The 15,956-nt window shown below is 69.7% G+C and carries 16 protein-coding genes; 6 read left to right on the top strand and 10 right to left on the bottom strand.

The window, feature by feature from the left end; genetic code table 11:
* The first annotated feature begins 26 nt into the window (after positions 1-26).
* Positions 27-1,088, top strand: coding sequence for a DMT family transporter (locus tag DPV79_RS35465; protein ID WP_113047593.1), 1,062 nt, complete (start codon positions 27-29; stop codon positions 1,086-1,088).
* 554 nt (positions 1,089-1,642) lie between these two features.
* On the opposite strand, the gene DPV79_RS35455 is transcribed toward DPV79_RS35465, so the two are convergent.
* The 7 genes from DPV79_RS35455 to DPV79_RS35425 all read right to left on the bottom strand — a co-directional run bounded on the left by DPV79_RS35455 (position 1,643) and on the right by DPV79_RS35425 (position 8,376).
* Positions 1,643-2,233: a nitrogen fixation protein NifQ gene (locus tag DPV79_RS35455; protein WP_113047592.1), complete on the bottom strand. Its 591-nt coding sequence runs from the start codon at positions 2,231-2,233 to the stop codon at positions 1,643-1,645.
* A gap of 99 nt (positions 2,234-2,332) precedes the next feature.
* The gene (locus DPV79_RS35450; RefSeq protein WP_113047591.1) at positions 2,333-2,758 is read right to left on the bottom strand and encodes a TOBE domain-containing protein; all 426 of its coding nucleotides are present in this window, start codon (positions 2,756-2,758) and stop codon (positions 2,333-2,335) included.
* A gap of 268 nt (positions 2,759-3,026) precedes the next feature.
* Positions 3,027-4,562: an efflux transporter outer membrane subunit gene (locus tag DPV79_RS35445; RefSeq protein ID WP_048028125.1), complete on the bottom strand. Its 1,536-nt coding sequence runs from the start codon at positions 4,560-4,562 to the stop codon at positions 3,027-3,029.
* Entirely contained in the window at positions 4,559-5,536 is a 978-nt protein-coding gene (locus DPV79_RS35440; RefSeq protein WP_113047590.1) for an efflux RND transporter periplasmic adaptor subunit, read from the bottom strand. The genes DPV79_RS35445 and DPV79_RS35440 overlap by 4 nt, the downstream gene beginning before the upstream one ends.
* Positions 5,537-5,538: 2 nt before the next feature.
* Positions 5,539-5,751: a DUF1656 domain-containing protein gene (locus tag DPV79_RS35435; protein ID WP_027792190.1), complete on the bottom strand. Its 213-nt coding sequence runs from the start codon at positions 5,749-5,751 to the stop codon at positions 5,539-5,541.
* A gap of 34 nt (positions 5,752-5,785) precedes the next feature.
* Positions 5,786-7,900: an FUSC family protein gene (locus DPV79_RS35430; RefSeq protein WP_113047589.1), complete on the bottom strand. Its 2,115-nt coding sequence runs from the start codon at positions 7,898-7,900 to the stop codon at positions 5,786-5,788.
* Entirely contained in the window at positions 7,897-8,376 is a 480-nt protein-coding gene (locus DPV79_RS35425) for a MarR family winged helix-turn-helix transcriptional regulator (RefSeq protein WP_113047588.1), read from the bottom strand. Before DPV79_RS35425 ends, DPV79_RS35430 begins: the two co-directional genes overlap by 4 nt.
* A gap of 324 nt (positions 8,377-8,700) precedes the next feature.
* Here DPV79_RS35425 and DPV79_RS35420 point away from each other — a divergent pair, with 324 nt between their 5' ends.
* From DPV79_RS35420 to DPV79_RS35410, 3 genes are all read left to right on the top strand, one after another.
* A complete protein-coding gene (locus DPV79_RS35420; RefSeq protein ID WP_113047604.1) occupies positions 8,701-9,561 on the top strand; it encodes an HTD2 family dehydratase in 861 nt (286 codons plus the stop codon).
* Between the two features lie 213 nt (positions 9,562-9,774).
* Positions 9,775-10,062 carry a DUF1330 domain-containing protein gene (locus DPV79_RS35415; protein ID WP_021160733.1) on the top strand — a complete coding sequence of 96 codons (288 nt, stop codon included), beginning with the start codon at positions 9,775-9,777 and terminating at the stop codon, positions 10,060-10,062.
* Positions 10,063-10,120: 58 nt separating this feature from the next.
* The gene (locus DPV79_RS35410; protein WP_133295753.1) at positions 10,121-10,591 is read left to right on the top strand and encodes a hypothetical protein; all 471 of its coding nucleotides are present in this window, start codon (positions 10,121-10,123) and stop codon (positions 10,589-10,591) included.
* 33 nt (positions 10,592-10,624) lie between these two features.
* Here DPV79_RS35410 and DPV79_RS35405 read toward each other — a convergent pair whose 3' ends face one another.
* The 3 genes from DPV79_RS35405 to DPV79_RS35395 form a co-directional block, all read right to left on the bottom strand.
* Entirely contained in the window at positions 10,625-12,325 is a 1,701-nt protein-coding gene (locus DPV79_RS35405) for a dihydroxyacetone kinase family protein (RefSeq protein ID WP_113047586.1), read from the bottom strand.
* Positions 12,326-12,573: 248 nt separating this feature from the next.
* Entirely contained in the window at positions 12,574-13,716 is a 1,143-nt protein-coding gene (locus DPV79_RS35400) for a sigma-54 interaction domain-containing protein (RefSeq protein WP_060219057.1), read from the bottom strand.
* Positions 13,671-14,903, bottom strand: coding sequence for an acyl-CoA dehydrogenase family protein (locus DPV79_RS35395; RefSeq protein ID WP_059551841.1), 1,233 nt, complete (start codon positions 14,901-14,903; stop codon positions 13,671-13,673). Before DPV79_RS35395 ends, DPV79_RS35400 begins: the two co-directional genes overlap by 46 nt.
* Before the next feature lie 173 nt (positions 14,904-15,076).
* Here DPV79_RS35395 and DPV79_RS43130 point away from each other — a divergent pair, with 173 nt between their 5' ends.
* The gene (locus tag DPV79_RS43130) at positions 15,077-15,325 is read left to right on the top strand and encodes a hypothetical protein (protein ID WP_208866763.1); all 249 of its coding nucleotides are present in this window, start codon (positions 15,077-15,079) and stop codon (positions 15,323-15,325) included.
* Between the two features lie 46 nt (positions 15,326-15,371).
* Positions 15,372-15,932: an FMN reductase gene (msuE, locus tag DPV79_RS35390; RefSeq protein WP_042975766.1), complete on the top strand. Its 561-nt coding sequence runs from the start codon at positions 15,372-15,374 to the stop codon at positions 15,930-15,932.
* Positions 15,933-15,956: the final 24 nt, after the last annotated feature.

The raw sequence follows: 15,956 nt of genomic DNA, 5'->3' as shown, positions 1-15,956 counted from the left end.
CATTCAACGTCAATCCCGTCCGGATCATGCACTCGAGACATTCCGCGATTCTCGTCGCGCTCACCGCTGCCGCGCTGTTCGGCGCCGCGACACCGCTTGCCAAGGCGCTGATCGGCGCGATGTCGCCGTTCATGGTCGCCGGCCTGTTCTATCTCGGCAGCGGCGTCGGGCTCGGTATCGGTATCCTGCTTCGCCGCCTGCACAACCGTCACGCACCGGCCTCAGACGCCGCACCGCTGCAGCGCGCCGACCTGCCGTGGCTGGCCGGCGCGATCGCGGCGGGCGGGGTGGCCGGCCCGGCCTTGCTGATGCTCGGGCTATCGAGCACGCCGGCGGCGACGAGCGCGTTGCTGCTCAATCTTGAAGGCGTGCTGACGGCCGTCATCGCATGGGTGGTGTTCCGCGAGAACGTGGATACGCAGGTGTTCCTCGGGATGGTCGCGATCGTCGCCGGCGGCACGCTGCTGTCGTGGGCGCCAGGCCGGGCCGGTGTGCCGGTCGGCGCGTTGCTGATCGTCGGCGCATGCCTGTGCTGGGCGATCGACAACAACCTGACCCGCAAGGTGGCCGCGAACGATGCGATGGTCATCGCGTGCGTGAAGGGGCTGATTGCAGGGCCCGTGAACATCGGCATCGCGCTGGCGACCGGCGCGACGCTGCCGGCTCTCCCGGTCACGGCCGCCGCGATGCTGACGGGGCTCGGCGGCTACGGAATCAGCCTCGTGCTGTTCGTCGTCGCGCTGCGTCATCTCGGCAGCGCGCGCACGGGCGCGTATTTCTCGATCGCGCCGTTGTTCGGCGTCGTGCTGTCGCTGCTGATCTGGCCCGCGCTGCCGCCCGCGACGTTCTGGATCGCTGCCGCGCTGATGGCGCTCGGTATCTGGCTGCACGTTCGCGAGCGGCATGAACACACGCATACGCACGAGCGGCTCGAGCACACGCACCGCCATCGGCACGACGAACATCACCAGCATGCGCACGACTTTACGTATGACGGCAACGAACCGCACACGCATCCGCACGTGCATCTGCCGATCACGCACAGCCATGCGCATTTTCCGGACATTCATCACCGGCACCGGCATTGACCGCGCCACGAACGGCGGACGACGCGGCGCGTAAGGTAACCGTTTATGGGGCGTGCACGGCATCGCGCTCGCATCCGTTGACAGTGCCGCCGGGGCGCGGTCGCAACAACGGGGGCGAGCCGGGCGTTCGCTCTGGATCGACCGGGGCGGCAATCTGTCCGGATCGATCGGTGCGTCAACCCTGCCGCCTCAGGCTTCGCGCTTGGGCCGGTGCACGCGCGGTCAACCGGTCGTTTGTTCGGGAATGCCCGCTGCGAGCACGTCGTCGAAAAGCGTGCGGAAGTTCGCGAGCCGGAAGCGGCGACTGAACCAACTCGTCGCCGCATTGGATTTGCGGTACGGATGGAATTCCGGCAACGGGGCGCGGCGCTCGATGTGTATCCAGCCGCGAGCCGCGGTCGTGGCAGGTTTCAGCGAACCCCGGTTTTGCGTAGAAGCGAGAGGCGGCTTCGAAGCCGCACGATGGCAGGCTGGGCGGCCGCAATGCCGGCCAACGCGGCTTCTTCGGATGGCGATGCGACGAATCGAATCGGCAGCACGGGCTACGGTGGCGACTATCGCGCTTGAGGAAAGCAGAAGCCGAAATCCTCGCAGCCCGGGCACCCTGGCGCGGGGCCCGGCGGCACATCGAGCGATGCGGCCACTTCCTGCGCGAGAAATTTCTTCCAGCGCAGGTGAGCGACGTTGCGTGCGGCAAGCGCGGGGAAATAGCGATCGAGCATCGCGGATACCGCGTCGCGCCCGTCGAGCCCGAGATCGCGCCACAGATGATCGGGGCGCAGGCAGGCGTGCGCGATGATCGACGCGAGACAGCCGGCGTCGTCGCGGTCGACGGCGGGATTCGCGTCGTCCATCAGCCGCGCGTGCAGCGTCACGACGAACGCAGCGTGGGGGGATGGCAGCAGTGCTATCGCGGCCGTCGGCACGAGCGCCGCGGCGTCGGCCGCAGGCAGGCGCGGAAACTGCCGCGCCAGCAAGGCGGCCAGTTGCGGATGAGACAGGCCGAGCAGCCCGAGTTCGTCGCGGCGCGCACGTGCCGCAACGAGCGTGCCGAACAGGCACGCGTCGGGCGTGTCGGCGTTTGCGGCTGCGGACAGCAGCGACTGCAGCGCCCGTTGTCGAGCGTCATCGAACGCGGCGGTCATCGTAGGCATCGGCGCGACAGCCGCGCGGTGCGATCCGCGTGATCCGCACGAATGCGCGGTGCCGAACGGATCGCCATCGCCATCACGATCGTCACGCGTTCACTCGACGCCGACGATCACGCTCGATGCCTTGAAGATCGCGGCCGCAGCCGTGCCGCTCGCGAGGCCGAGGCGATCGACGCTGTCGTTGGTGACGATCGCGACGATCTCGGCGCCGCCCGCGGCCTTGACCACGACTTCCGAATTGACCGCGCCTTTCGTGACCGACGATACGGTGCCCGCGACGCAGTTGCGGGCCGACACCTTGCTGCCGTCGACGTCGACCATCACGATGACCGAAGACGCCTTCACGAGTGCGAACGCCTTCGAGCCGGCCGCGAGGCCCAGCGAAGCCGCGCTGCCGTGGGTGATCACGGCGACGATGTCGAGGCCGTCCTGCGTCCGGAGCGTGATTTCGTCGTTGACGGCACCGGCCTTCACGGCGCTGACCTGGCCGGCGAAATGGTTGCGGGCGCTGGTTCGCATGATGGATCTCCGGAAAATGAACCGCCCGACGGGCGGCGAGTAAAAGACGGGAAAAGTGCGGACGAGTTTACCTTCAATGCCGGCCCGATGCGGCTCGGGTTTGCGATGCCCGGCATTCCGGTTGCGCACGGTCGCGCGGCTGCCCGGGGTGCCATTCGTCGGACGCTTCCGGCGAGCCCAGGCTGGCCGCGCGCGCGTCACCCGGCAAGTCGATCAGCGGATGGCGCGCGTATCGCGGCAAGCGCGCTTCCCGTTCTTCACCGGCAGGTTACTCGGCTGCGGTCACGGCGGCAGAGGCCGCCGATGCACCGCTTGCGGGTGCCGGCTTCGGCGTCTGTTTCGATATCTGTTTCGACGCGTCGGATGCGGATGCCGCATCGTCATCCCATCCGCCGCCGAGCGCGAGGAAGAGCCGCACCTGGTCGGCCGCGACCTGGCCTTCGGCTGCCGCCACCTGCGCCTGCACGCTCGTCAGCGTGCGCGTCGCGTCGAGGTCGGAGATGAACGACTCGCGGCCGGCCATATAGAGACGATGCGTTTCGTCGGCGGAACTGCGTGCCGATTCATAAGCCGTGCGCAGTGCTTCCGTGCGCTGCACGTCGGCCGCGTAGGTCGCGAGGCTCGACTGCGTCTCGCGCAGCGCGTTCAGCACGACACCGTCGAAGTGCGCGAGCGCGCCGCCCGTCGCGGCTTCGGCTTCGCGCACTCGCGCACGCTGGCCGTTGACGGGGAACGACCAGCTGATCAGCGGGCCGAACGACCAGCGATTCGTGTTGGACGAGAACAGGTCGGCAGCGACACCGACCGAGCCGGCCGACGCACCGATGCTGATCGACGGGTACAGCGCGGCGGTCGCTACCCCGATGCGCGCGGTCGCGGCGGCGAGCTGCCGCTCGGCTTCGCGCACGTCCGGGCGGCGGCGCAGCAGCGCGGCACCGTCGCCGATCGGAATCGGCTGGCGCAGCTTCGGCAGGCGCTCGCATTCGGCGACGGCCTTCGGCAGGTCGGCCGGCGAGCGCGCGAGCAGCGCGGCGAGCTGGTATTGCGCGACCTTGCGGCGGCCTTCGAAGCGCGGGATGTCGGCGGCGAGGGTGCGCACCTGCGTCACGCCGCGCGTCACGTCGGTCTGGTTGCCGCGCCCGGCATCGCGCAGCCGCTGCGACAGCGCGACGCGCTGCTTCTGCAGCGCGAGCGACTGCTTCGCGACGGCCAGCTCGTCGCCGGCCGAGCACGATTCGACGTACGCGCGCACGACGTCGGCGACGACCGTGATGCGTGCCAGGTCGCCGGCGGCCCTGACGGCCTCGCTGTCCGCGCGCGCGGCTTCGACGCCGCGCCGCAGCTTGCCGAAGAGGTCGATCTCGTACGACACATTGATGCCGACCGCGCCTTCGTTGACGACCGGCAGCTTGTTCTCGAGCAGGTATTGCTCGGCCGATTCCTGCGCGCGCTGCACGGCGGCTTCCGCGCCACCCGAGAAGCCGCCCTGCTGGCTCGCGACTTCCAGCGCCGCGCGCGAGCGCGCGAGGTTGGCCGCGGCGACGCGCAGGTCGGTGTTCGACTTCAGTGCATCGCGCACGAGCGCGTTGAGCACGGGATCGTCGTAGAGCTGCCACCAGTTGCCGGGCACGGCGTCGCGCGACACGAGCGTGCCGTTCGCGTCGTCGAGCGCGTGGTTCGCGAGCGGCGCATTCACGTACGCCTGCTGCGGCAGCGTGTAATCGGGGCCGACGGACTTGCACGCGCCGAGTGCCAGCGCAAGCGGTGCGAGCGTCGCGGCGAGGCGCAGACCATGCCGCTTCATTGCGATGCTCCTGCTGCGCCAGCGGCCGTGGCGGAAGCCTGCGATACCGGCGCGACGGCCGACGCCGTGCCGGCGCCTGCCGGTTTCACGTTGTCGTTGCGGCGCGTGTCGGCTTCGCGCATCGAGACGGTCGCGGTGCGGCCCGCGATCATGCGGAAATCGTCGGGCACTTCGTCGAGCACGACGCGCACCGGCACGCGTTGCGCGAGCCGCACCCAGCTGAATGCCGGGTTCACGTTCGGCAGCAGGTTCGCACCCTGCGTGCGGTCGCGATCCTCGATCGCGGCGACGATGCTCTGTACGTGGCCGCGCAGCGTATGCGGTTCGCCCATCACGATGATGTCGACCGGCTGGCCGATGTGGATGCCGCGCAGCTTGGTTTCCTCGAAGTAGCCGTCGACGCGGAACGAATTGCGGTCGACGACCGACAGCACCGCGCGGCCGGCCGGCACGTATTCGCCGATGCGCGGCGCGCGGTCGTTCAGGTAGCCGTCTACGGGACTGACGATCGTCGTGCGCTGGAGGTTCAGCTTCGCGGTGTCGAGCGACACCTGCGCATCGGCGACGGCGGCTTCACCCTGTTCGACGCGCGTGCGGCTTTCCTCGACCTGTTCGCTCGCGACCAGGTTGCCGAGCTGCAGGTTGCGCGCGTATTCGCGCTTCGCCTGGGCGAGCGTCGCGCGGCGCTGGGCGAGCGTGGCTTCGGCGAGGCGCTCCGCGAGCGTGTAGCGGGCCTGGTCGATCACGAACAGCACCTGGCCGCGCTTGACCTCCTGGTTGTCGGCGACCTGCACCGACGTGATGAGGCCCGCCACGTCCGGCGCGACCTGGATCACGTCGGCGCGCACGTGACCGTCGCGGGTCCACGGCGAGAACATGTAGTAGTTGACGATGCGCCACAGCACGACGGCCGCCACGACGACGACGATCAGGGTAAGCAGGATTTGCCCTGCCGAGAGCCAGGTTTTTTTCACGGTTAGCTAGCCACGAGATGGTGGGAAACGATCACGACGGCGGCAAACACGAACACGTAGATGCCGAGGTCGAAGATCGAACGGTGCCAGACGAGGCGGTAGAAGCCGACGCGCTCGAGCACGGCGCGCACGACGATGTTGATCAGGTAGGCGATCAGCATCAGCACGAGCGGGGCCGGCACGAATACGCCGAAGATGTCGATTTCGCCGATCATGGTCGCGGTCGGAAAGACGGATGGGAAAGCGGGATCATGCGCGTGCTCCGTCGGGTGCCTGCGGCGGCTGCCCCGCCGCGGCCGGATACAGCGACAGGCGCAGGCCGACGAGCGCGTGCAGCGTGTCGCGCAGCCGGCGATGCGTGGCGGGCGCGGCGCCGTGTTCCGCCGGCGTGGCGCCCGGCAGGTTGCGGCCCGCGACGCGCTGCAGCGCGTCGTCGATCGTCGCGAGCAGCGCGGGCGGTGCCGGCTGGCGGGCGTTCGCGGCCGCGCAGCGTGCGTAGTGGTCGGTGACGCCGGCCAGCACGCGGTCGATCGCGTCGGGCACGTCGCCTGACAGCCGGCGGCGCGAGCGGCGCAGGTCGAGCGCATTCAGTGCGATGCGCAGGTCGCGGAAGCTTTCGATCGACGGATGACGGTGGTCGTCGGACGCGCCGAGGCGCGGCAGCAACTGCGTGACGCGGTCGAGCATCCGTGACGCGTGATTGCGCTGGTCGTCGAGCGGCTGCGTCGACGCGGAGCGCACGACGTCTTCCCAGCCCGAGCGCAGCAGGCGCCGCACCGCGAGCTCGGCGCCGAACGGCCGCGTCGCACGCGTCCACACATACGCGAACAGTAGCCCGGCGACGCCCGCGAGGTTGCTGTTCAGGAACACGAAGAAATCGGCGTCGTACGCACCCTGGATGCTGATGAAGGTGGCCGTGTTCACGGCGACGAGCATGGTCACCATGTTGAACTGCGGGCGCGGCAGCAGCGTGCCGATCAGGATGAACGGCCCCGCGAACATCACGACGAGCATCGCGAAATCGTGCACGTGCGGCAGCACGACGAACAGGTACAGGCCCGCGAACACGACGCTCGCGGTCGTCGCGAGGAAGAACTTGAACACCAGCGGCGCCGGCTCGTCGAGCGCGGCGAAGAAGCTGCACGACACGGCCACGAGCGTGACGGCCGCGGCGCCGTCGTGCCACCCGGACGCGATCCACAGCCAGCTCGCGAACACGATCGCGGCGGCGACGGTCAGCGTCGAGAACAGCATCATCCCGCGATCGAAGAAGCGCTCGGTGCCGCCGAGCCGCCAGTGCCGGTAGCGCGGCTGCCAGACGCCCGATTCGTTGCCGATCAGCGCGCGCAGCGAGCGGCAGTCCTGCCAGATGTCGATGACCTGGCGCAGCCGCCACAGCGCGTTCGACAGCAGCGCGCCGTCCCAGCTCGCGAGCGCGTCGTCGGCCGGCTGCAGCGCGGCAATGCGTTCGCGCAGGCGTTCCGCGACCGGGTCGTCGGTCATGTCGCCGTCGTTGCCGGCCTTGACGGCCGGCAACGGTGCGTCGAACCATTTCGCGGCATCGGCAAGCAGGTCGTCCAGCCCGGCCGGCCGGATATGCAGGTCGCGCATCAGCGCAATCAACGGATCGGCGAGCGACGACATCAGCGGCAGGAACAGCTGCATCCGGCCCGCGAGCGCCTGCGCACGCGCGAGGATGCGCGGATGCGCATGGTCGTAGCTCAGCTGGCTCAGCAGGAATTCGAGGCCCGTGATGGTTGCCGCGAGTCGTTGCCGGCACGCGGACAGCGCCTTGCCGGCAATGTGCCCGGACAGCGTCTCGCGGCCGTAGAACGCGGCGTCCTTGAACCATGCGTCGGTACGCTCGATCAGCGTCGGCGCGAGCCGGTTCGGGAAGATGGCGCTGCCGACCACGCTCGCGCAGACGATGCCGAGCACGATCTCCTCGGTACGCGCTATCGCGACGTCGAACACGGTGGACGGATCGGTCACGGTCGGCAACGCGACCAGCGGCATCGTATAGCCGGCGAGCATGAACACGTAGCTGCGCGCGGTGCGGTCGGAGATCGCGAGGTAGAGCAGCGTGCCGCACCAGGTGGCGACGATGATCGCGAACAGCAGCGGCGTCTCGACGAACGGCGGCACGAAGAAGATCGCGGCCGCCGCGCCGAGCGCGGTGCCGAGCGCGCGATACAGCGCCTTCGAGCGTGTCGCGCCGACGAACGGGTTCGACACGATGTAGACGCTCGCCATCGCCCAGTACGGGCGCGGCAACTGGAAATACAGGCCGAGGTACAGCGCCAGCATCGACGCGGCGAACGTCTTGCCCGAGAACAGCCAGTCGCGAAGGCTCGGATAGGTCATGACGTGGCGTTGCCGGTGCGGGATGCGCGCGCGGCGGGCGTGGGCGATTCGGATGCATTGAATGCGTCGAGCACGCGCAGCGTCGCTTCGAGATCGGCGCGCGTGACCTCCTTGAGCACCTGCGCACGCAGCACGCGCAGGTCTTCCTCCATCTTCGCGGTGACCGCGCGGCCGGCGGCCGTCAGCGAGATCGTCTTCGCGCGGCGATCGTGCGGATCCTCGTCGCGGCGCGCAAGGCCGGCCGCGCACAGCTGGTCGAGCAGGCGCACGAGCGACGGCCCTTCGATGCCGACGTGTTCGGCGAGCGTGCCTTGCCGCACGCCTTCGCCGAGGCGCCCGGCGATCAGCAGCGGGGTCGCGCAGGCCTCGGACACGTTGTACGCGTTCAGTACGCCGTCGCTGGTGCGGCGCCACTTGCGCGCGGACAGCACGAGCAGGCTGCTGACGGCGAGGCGGAGGTCGTGCAGATTGGTCATGGGCGAGATGATAGGGGCAAAATAATTCGATAGCAAACTATCGTTTTTGTCACCCGTATGACACGTCGTGGCCGGCCCGTCTGAAGCAATTTAGGCGGCGTGCCGGCGGTGGTCAAGCCGCAAGGATGTCGGCCCGGCCCGCGCGCGGCGACCGCGATCGAATGATCAGACGAAATCCGTCCGGCGCGGCCACGGGGAGGGGGAGGCAGGTTCGAAGCCGGGAATCGGGAAGGGAATCGGGAAGGGATTCGGGAAATCCGGCTTCGCGAAACGGTGCGCGGCGTGCATATTGAAGCCGTTGCAAGCCTCCCGGAGATTCCGCACGTGTCCACCCCATCCTCGCAGCCGTCCGCCCCGGCGTCGCTCGACGCGTGGCTCGGCAAGACCGAAACGCTCGGCGACGACATCACCGCGTTCCCGCTGAACGCGCTGGCCGCCACGCTCGACCGCCCGTCGCCCGGCGACGTCGTGCCGCCGATGTGGCACTGGCTCTATTTCCTGCCTGTCGCGCCGCTGGCCGAAGTCGGCCCCGACGGCCACCCGAGGCGCGGCGCTTTCCTGCCGCCCGTGCCGCTGCCGCGCCGCATGTGGGCCGGCGGCCGTCTGACATTCCATGCGCCGTTGCGCACCGGACGGCGCGCGATGCGCGAATCGACGATCGTGAACCTCGAGGACAAGACGGGCCGCAGCGGCCGGCTCGTCTTCGTGACGGTGCAGCACCGGATCGAGTGCGACGGCGTGCTGTGCGTCGAGGAGGAGCACGACATCGTCTATCGCGATGCGCCGCAGCCGGGCGCACCCGCGCCGAAGCCGATCGCGGCGCCGGCAGGCGAGGCGTGGTCGCGCACGGTCACGGCCGACGCGGTGCTGCTGTTCCGCTATTCGGCGCTGACCTTCAATGGCCACCGCATCCACTACGACCGCAGCTACGTGACGCAGGAGGAGGGTTATCCGGGGCTCGTCGTGCACGGCCCGCTGATCGCGACGCTGCTCGTCGATCTCGTGCGGCGCGAACGGCCCGATGCCGTGCTCGCGAGCTTTGCGTTCCGCGCGGTGCGCCCGACGTTCGACGGGGAGCCGTTCACGCTGTGCGGCAAGCCGTCGGACGACGGCAAGACGATCGAGCTGTGGGCGAAGGATCGCGACGGCTGGCTGACGATGCAGGCCACCGCGACCGTTGCGTGACGGGCACCGTTCGGTTCGTCCGCGACGCGGCAGGAGCCGTACGCGGACGACCGCTGGTGCCCGCCGCAGCTGCTCGGGCGGGCATGCGCGCGGGCCCCGGCGCTTGTCGCGAAACCGCTGTAAGCTGCGAGCAGGCCGCATGCCGTCGTGCCGGACGGTGCGGCGCGCGGCCGGCCCTTCCACCTTCCACGCATCGCATCAGGAGCACGTATCTTGGCCACCTACATTGTGTTTACACGTGAAAGCACGCAGGACCAGCACGAACTCGACGTCTACCAGAGCAAGGTCGGCGCGACGCTCGCCGGGCATCCGGTCAAGGTGCTCGCCGCTTACGGCCCGCAGGAAACACTGGAGGGCGAAGGCCCGGAAGGTGTCGTGATCGTCGAGTTTCCGTCGAAGGAAGCCGCGCACGCGTGGTATCACGGCCCCGAATACCAGGACGTCGTCCAGCATCGTTTCAAGGGCGCGCGCTATCGCGCCGTGCTGGTCGAGGGCGTCTGAACGACCCGCATCGGGCGCTTCCGGCGGCGCGCTGCGACGCCGGGCGCCCGGCACGCCCATGAACACATCGAACCCCGCCACTGCGACCGTCCGACCGCCGATGGGCCGCGCCACGACCGTGCTGCTCGCGATCAGCGTCGTGCTCTATCTGGTCGCCATGTTCACCGCGCCGTTCCGCACGGGCGCACCCGATCCGCATCCGTGGGCCGACGGCTGGCAGGTGCTGCTGACCGGCTGGATGGGCCTTTTCTTCGGCATCTTCGCGTGGCTCGCGAACCCGCTCGTGTTCGCGGCCTGGTGGCTGATCGCGAAGCGCCGGCGCACGCAGGCGGTCGCGCTGGCCGGGCTCGCGCTGCTGTTCGGGTTGAGCTTCCTGACGCAGCATCGGATCGTCGTCAATGAAGCCGGCGGGGTCGAGCCGGTTCATCTCGATGCAATCGGCTACTGGTGCTGGCTCGCGGGTTTCGGCGCGGCCGCAATCGGCGCCGCGCTGTTGCCGGGGCGAACCGGGACGCGCGCGGCAGGTTGATGCGGGCGGCCCGCACCAGCCTGCCGCCACCGCTTATCGAACGTGCGGCTGCAACGCGCGCAACCAGTACGACACCGCCACCGCACCGCCATCCGGCGTGCCGATCGCGCGCTCGCCGAGATAACTTGCACGCCCCGCGCGCGGCGTCATTTGCGTGGTTTCCTGGGCACCGTGCTCGGCGGCTTCGACCGCCGCCGCCCATGCGCCCGCGGGATCGCGATCGTTGTCGAGCGCCCGTTCGAATGCCGCGACGGCCGGCACCAGCGCATCGAGCATCGTCCGGTCGCCGGCGTGCGCGCCGCCCAGTTCGCTGATCGAATCCACCGCGCCGTGGAACGCCGCGGCCCAGTCGCGCGCCGACGGCTCGACGACATCGGCCAGCCGGCGGGATGCGCGCAGCAGCGCGGTCGCATAGAACGGCCCCGAACTGCCGGCGATGGCGCGGCGCAACGCGGCGCCGAGCGCCGCGAGTACGCCGGCCGGCGAGCCGTATGCGGTTTCCGGCAGCGCGAGGATCGCCTGTGCGGCGCGCAGCATGCTCGCACCGAGATCGCCGTCGCCGGCGGCCGCATCGAGGTCCGTCAGCGTCTGCTCATGATCGATCAGCGTCTGCGCGACCGCGTGCAGTGCCGGTTGCAGGCGCGCGGCCCACGCGCGGCCGGTCGCATCGAGCGGCGGCAGCGGCGCTTCTTGCGCAGCGGCCGCGGCCACGCGGATCTGCGTATTCACCGCGCCGCCGCCCGGCCATGCGCGCGCCTGCGTCGGCGCGTCGAGCAGCACCGCGCGTTCGTCGTTCAGCCGCAGCACGGAAATCGAGCAGCCGGGCATGTTCAATGCCGACAGGAACGTGCCGGCCCACGCGCGTGAGACGACGATGCCGCGCCGCGTCAGGTTGTCGTGCGCGGCGCGCAGCACGATGGCGAGTTCCATGTCCGGCGTCGCACCGAGGCCGTTGACGAACAGCGCGACGCGTTCGCCGCGGTCGAGCACGAGATCGGCGACGATGCTCGACAGCAGCGTGTCGGCCAGCGCATCGGCCGGCAGCGGCGCGCGGCGTTCGACGCCTTTCTCGCCGTGGATGCCGAGGCCGAGTTCGATCTCGTGATCGCCAAGGCTGAAGCCCGACTTGTCGGCGCCGGGGATCGTGCAGCCGTCGAGCGCGACGCCCATCGTGCCCAGCTCGGCCGCCGCGTCGCGCGCGATGGCCGCGACGCGTGCGAGCGGCAGCCCGCGCGCGGCAGCCGCGCCGGCGAGCTTGTGGATCAGCACGGTGCCGGCGATCCCGCGCCGCTGGCCGCGCTCGACGCGGCCGCGCAGCGAGACGTCGTCGGCGACGATCACCGTTTCGACCGGAATGCCTTCCGCGCGCGCGAGCTCGGCGGCGAGCCCGAAATTGAGCCGGTCGCCCGTGTAGTTCTTCACGATCAGCAGTGCGCCGTTCGGGCCCGCGCTGGCGCGGATCGCGGCGAGCACCGCGTCGGTGGACGGCGACGTGAACACTTCGCCGCAGACGGCCGCGCTCAGCATCCCTTCGCCGACATAACCGCCGTGCGCGGGCTCGTGGCCGCTGCCGCCGCCGGAGAGGACGGCGACGGGGCGCTGCGCCGGCTCGGGCAGCGGCTGGCGGACGAGCACGTGCTCGTCGCCGAGGATCGCGACATGCGGCGACTGTCGCGCGATGCCTTCCAGCATTTCTCGGACGACATCGGACGGGCGGTTGACAAGCTTTTTCATGGCGACGGGTTCCGGACGGGTGAACGAGGCACGGCCGGGCCCGCACGGGCGCCGGACGGCCTTTCGTGTTGCGGAGGATCGTGCGTGCGCCCTGTCGCCGGGCCCGGGCGGTCATGCAACGGACGACCGGATGCGGGAGGGGAACGAGGCGCGCGCCTCGCGCCACGATACATCAGGTTCGAACCTTGCCGCACGGATCGCGGCGCGAAACGCACCGGAGCGGGGCGGCGGCGTGCTCCCATGCGCGGCTACTTCATTGCCGCGATCTCCTTCGCGCGAATCAGCCTGGCGCGCAGCACGTTGCGGCTGATGCCGAGCAGCCGTGCGGCCTGGATCTGGTTGCGGTGGCTGAAATCGAACGCGACACGCATCACGGTGTCCTCGATGCGCTCGAACAGGTTGCCGTGATCCTCGTCGAACAGCGCACGCAGCGCGCGTTCGAGTGCAGCCTGCGCGCCGGTTGCCGGGCCGGGTTCCTGCGCCTGTGCATGCTCGGCGGCGGCCGTCACGTCGGGCGCCGCCAGATGCAGGTCGGCCTCCTGCAGTGCGTCGTGGCGGCTCACGAGCAGCGCGTGATGGATCACGTTCTCGAGTTCGCGGATATTGCCGGGCCAGCCGTATGCCTGGAGCCGGCGCTCGGCGCGCGGGTCGATGCTGCGCGGCCCGTAGCCGAGGCGGCTTCGGTAGTCGTCGAAGAAGTGGCGGGCGAGCGGCAGGATGTCGCCGGGGCGTTCGCGCAACGTCGGCACCGCGAGCTGCACGACGTTGAGCCGGTAGAACAGGTCGCCGCGAAACTGCCCGTGCGCGACGGCCTGCTGCAGATCGACGTTGGTCGCGGCAACCACGCGCACGTCGATCGGCACGCCCGTGCGCGAGCCGAGCCGCACGACCTCGCGCTCCTGCAGCACGCGCAGCAGCTTGACCTGCATCGACAGCGGCAGGTCGCCGATCTCGTCGAGAAACAGCGTGCCGCCGTTCGCGGCTTCGAACCAGCCGGGCTTCGCGCTGAACGCGCCCGTAAACGCGCCTTTCTCGTGGCCGAACAGTTCACTCTCGACGAGCGTCTCGGAGAAGGCGCCGCAGTTCACCGCGACGAACGGCCCGTTGCTGCGGCGACTGAGGCCGTGCACGTGCCGCGCGATCAGTTCCTTGCCGGTGCCGGTCTCGCCGACGATCAGCACGTTCGCGTCGCTCGGCGCGACCAGGCGAATCCGTTCGAGGAGCGCGACCGAGCGCGGATCGACGAACACCTGCGCGCGGGCGCGAATGGACGTCGCCAGCGCGGGCCGGTCGGGCAGCGTGAGGACGGGCGCGGCGTCGGGCCACGCATCGGAAGGGGAGCGGTTCACGAGTAGAAGCCCGGCGTCGGCCAGGTTCGCTTGAGCGCCCATTCGCCGATCTCGCGAATCTTGTACGCGAGCGGATCGTGGAGCGTATGGGTGCGCAGGTTGCGCCAGTGCCGGTCGAGCCGCAGCGCGCCATGCGTCGCGCGTGCGCCGGCGACGTCGAACATGCGCGTGCAGAGATCGAGCCCGGTGCGGGTGGCCGACACCTTTGCAGCGGCCGTGGCGAGCGCGACCTCGCCGCGCTCCGCATGCGTGAGCGCCGCGTCGCGCGCCCACGCGGCGTCGAGGCGATCCGCCGCGCGGTCGGCGAGCACGCGCGCGGCTTCGAGCCCGACCCAGAATTCGCCGTACTGGCCGAGGATGTACGGATCGTCGCCGGTGCTCGCGACCTGCGCGCCGGGCCACGGCCGCGCTTCGTGCAGCGTGTAGTGCCGCGCGTCGCTGAACGCGGCTTCGGCGATGCCGAGATACACGTTCGTCAGCACGAGCTGCGCGACGAGCGGGCGCAGGCACGCGAACGGCGTCGACAGCGGGCCCGGGTCCGTCAGCAGTTCGTGTTCCTCGACGCGCACCTTCTCGAACGTGACCGTGCCGCTGTCGGTCTGCCGCTGGCCGATGTTGTTCCAGTCGTCGGCGATCGAGATGCCGCTGCGCTGCGTCGGCACGGCCGCGATCAGGAACGCGCGCGTCTGCGCGTCGTGCGCGGACGCGATCAGCATCTGCGAATCGAGCGCCCCCGAACAAAAACTCTTCTGGCCGCTGAACTCGTGCCATGCGCCGCGCGAACGGCTGACCGTGCGTTCGTCGAGCGGATTCAGCGCATTGCCCCAGAACCACTGCTGGCGCGCGGTTCGCTCGAACCACGACTCCCACTGCGCGGGCGTGCCGAACAGCCGCACGGTCGCGAGCATCAGGTGATGGAAGCCGAACACGTGCGCGAGCGAACTGTCGGCGGCCGCGAGCACGCGGACCGCGTCGAACGTCGTGCGCCAGCTTGCGCCGAGGCCGCCGTAGGCGGTGGGGATGCTCAACGCGAGGAGGCCGCTGTCGCGCAACTGGTCGCGCTCGGCCTTCGGCGTGCCGCCCTGCTGGTCGCGTTCGGCCGCAGTTCGTGCAAAGCCGGCCGCCAGGCGCCCGGCGGTTTGCAGCGCGTCGGGAGGGGCCGGTTCGTCGCGGGACGGCGCGACGACGCGCAGGCTTTCCGCGCGGGGCGATACGGAAATGGATGTCATGGCGATGAATGCGTCGGGTCGCTGCACGAAAACGGCCGGGCTGCATCGGGCGTTGCCGACCGGGTGCTGCGTGATCAGCAGAGTGTTCAACGTTTTGCGCAACGCGGGAAACATCGATTTCTGATAACCAATGCCGGATTGCTGCGCTGGACGCCGCGCGCCTGCCGGAATCCGTGCAGAAGCGGAAAAATGCGCCCGCCGCATACCGCGCTGCTGATTACGCAGCAGTGCATCAGCAGCGCTGTTTCCCCCAGTTCATCGTGCTGCGGAATATGGTTGTGATGCCGTGGCTGGCACGCTTATCAACGTGTGTCGATCGGCGGGTGTGCCACGACAGGCCGTCGATCGCGATGCATTTCGTCATGCAGATGATCGATTTTCATCGCCTTCGTCGAAATGGCACGCTCCTTGCTGACCCATGACGTGGCGGGTGCATCGGCACCCGATTCGACAATGGGAATGCAACCGATGAGCAATGCAATCAACGTGGTCGCGATATCGGGCGGCCTGCAGCGGCCGTCGCGCACGCTGGCGCTGACCGACGCGATCGTCGCGGCACTCGGCGCCGCGCTGCCGATCGACACGCGGCTGATCGAACTCGGCGAGATCGGCAGCCGGCTGGCCGGCGCGCTGACGCGCGCGCAGGTGCCGGCCGACCTCGACGCGCAGATCCGTGCGATCGAGACGGCCGATGCACTCGTCGTCGCGAGCCCCGTGTATCGCGCGTCGTACACGGGCCTCTTCAAGCACCTGTTCGACCTTGTGCATCACGAGGCGCTGGTCGACGTACCCGTGCTGCTCGCCGCCACCGGCGGCAGCGAGCGTCATGCGCTCGTGATCGACCATCAGCTCCGGCCGCTGTTCAGCTTCTTCCAGGCACGCACGCTGCCGATCGGCGTGTATGCGTCCGAAAGCGATTTCGACCAGTACCAGATCGCGAGCCCGGCGCTGCGTGCGCGCATCGCGCTCGCCGTCGATCGCGCGGTGCCGCAGCTGCGCCCGCATGCGCTTTCCGTCGCGGCCGCTTAGGCCGCCTGCGTTTTCCCTTCCGAC

Source organism: Burkholderia reimsis (assembly GCF_003294055.1).
GTDB classification, from domain to species: domain Bacteria; phylum Pseudomonadota; class Gammaproteobacteria; order Burkholderiales; family Burkholderiaceae; genus Burkholderia; species Burkholderia cepacia.
Note: the sequence above shows the minus strand (reverse complement) of the source record. Positions and strands in the feature narration are given on the sequence as shown.

Bases quoted from the DNA above. Each gene is read 5' to 3' on its own strand.
- DPV79_RS35400 (WP_060219057.1), bottom strand. From the start codon at position 13,716: ATGGGCGCTCAAGCGAACCTGGCCGACGCCGGGCTTCTACTCGTGAAC.
- DPV79_RS35435 (WP_027792190.1), bottom strand. From the start codon at position 5,751: ATGATCGGCGAAATCGACATCTTCGGCGTATTCGTGCCGGCCCCGCTC.
- DPV79_RS35405 (WP_113047586.1), bottom strand. From the start codon at position 12,325: ATGAAAAAGCTTGTCAACCGCCCGTCCGATGTCGTCCGAGAAATGCTG.
- DPV79_RS35450 (WP_113047591.1), bottom strand. From the start codon at position 2,758: ATGCGAACCAGCGCCCGCAACCATTTCGCCGGCCAGGTCAGCGCCGTG.
- msuE (WP_042975766.1), top strand. From the start codon at position 15,372: ATGAGCAATGCAATCAACGTGGTCGCGATATCGGGCGGCCTGCAGCGG.
- DPV79_RS35395 (WP_059551841.1), bottom strand. From the start codon at position 14,903: ATGACATCCATTTCCGTATCGCCCCGCGCGGAAAGCCTGCGCGTCGTC.
- DPV79_RS35425 (WP_113047588.1), bottom strand. From the start codon at position 8,376: ATGACCAATCTGCACGACCTCCGCCTCGCCGTCAGCAGCCTGCTCGTG.
- DPV79_RS35465 (WP_113047593.1), top strand. From the start codon at position 27: ATGCACTCGAGACATTCCGCGATTCTCGTCGCGCTCACCGCTGCCGCG.
- DPV79_RS35430 (WP_113047589.1), bottom strand. From the start codon at position 7,900: ATGACCTATCCGAGCCTTCGCGACTGGCTGTTCTCGGGCAAGACGTTC.
- DPV79_RS35445 (WP_048028125.1), bottom strand. From the start codon at position 4,562: ATGAAGCGGCATGGTCTGCGCCTCGCCGCGACGCTCGCACCGCTTGCG.
- DPV79_RS35455 (WP_113047592.1), bottom strand. From the start codon at position 2,233: ATGACCGCCGCGTTCGATGACGCTCGACAACGGGCGCTGCAGTCGCTG.
- DPV79_RS35410 (WP_133295753.1), top strand. From the start codon at position 10,121: ATGAACACATCGAACCCCGCCACTGCGACCGTCCGACCGCCGATGGGC.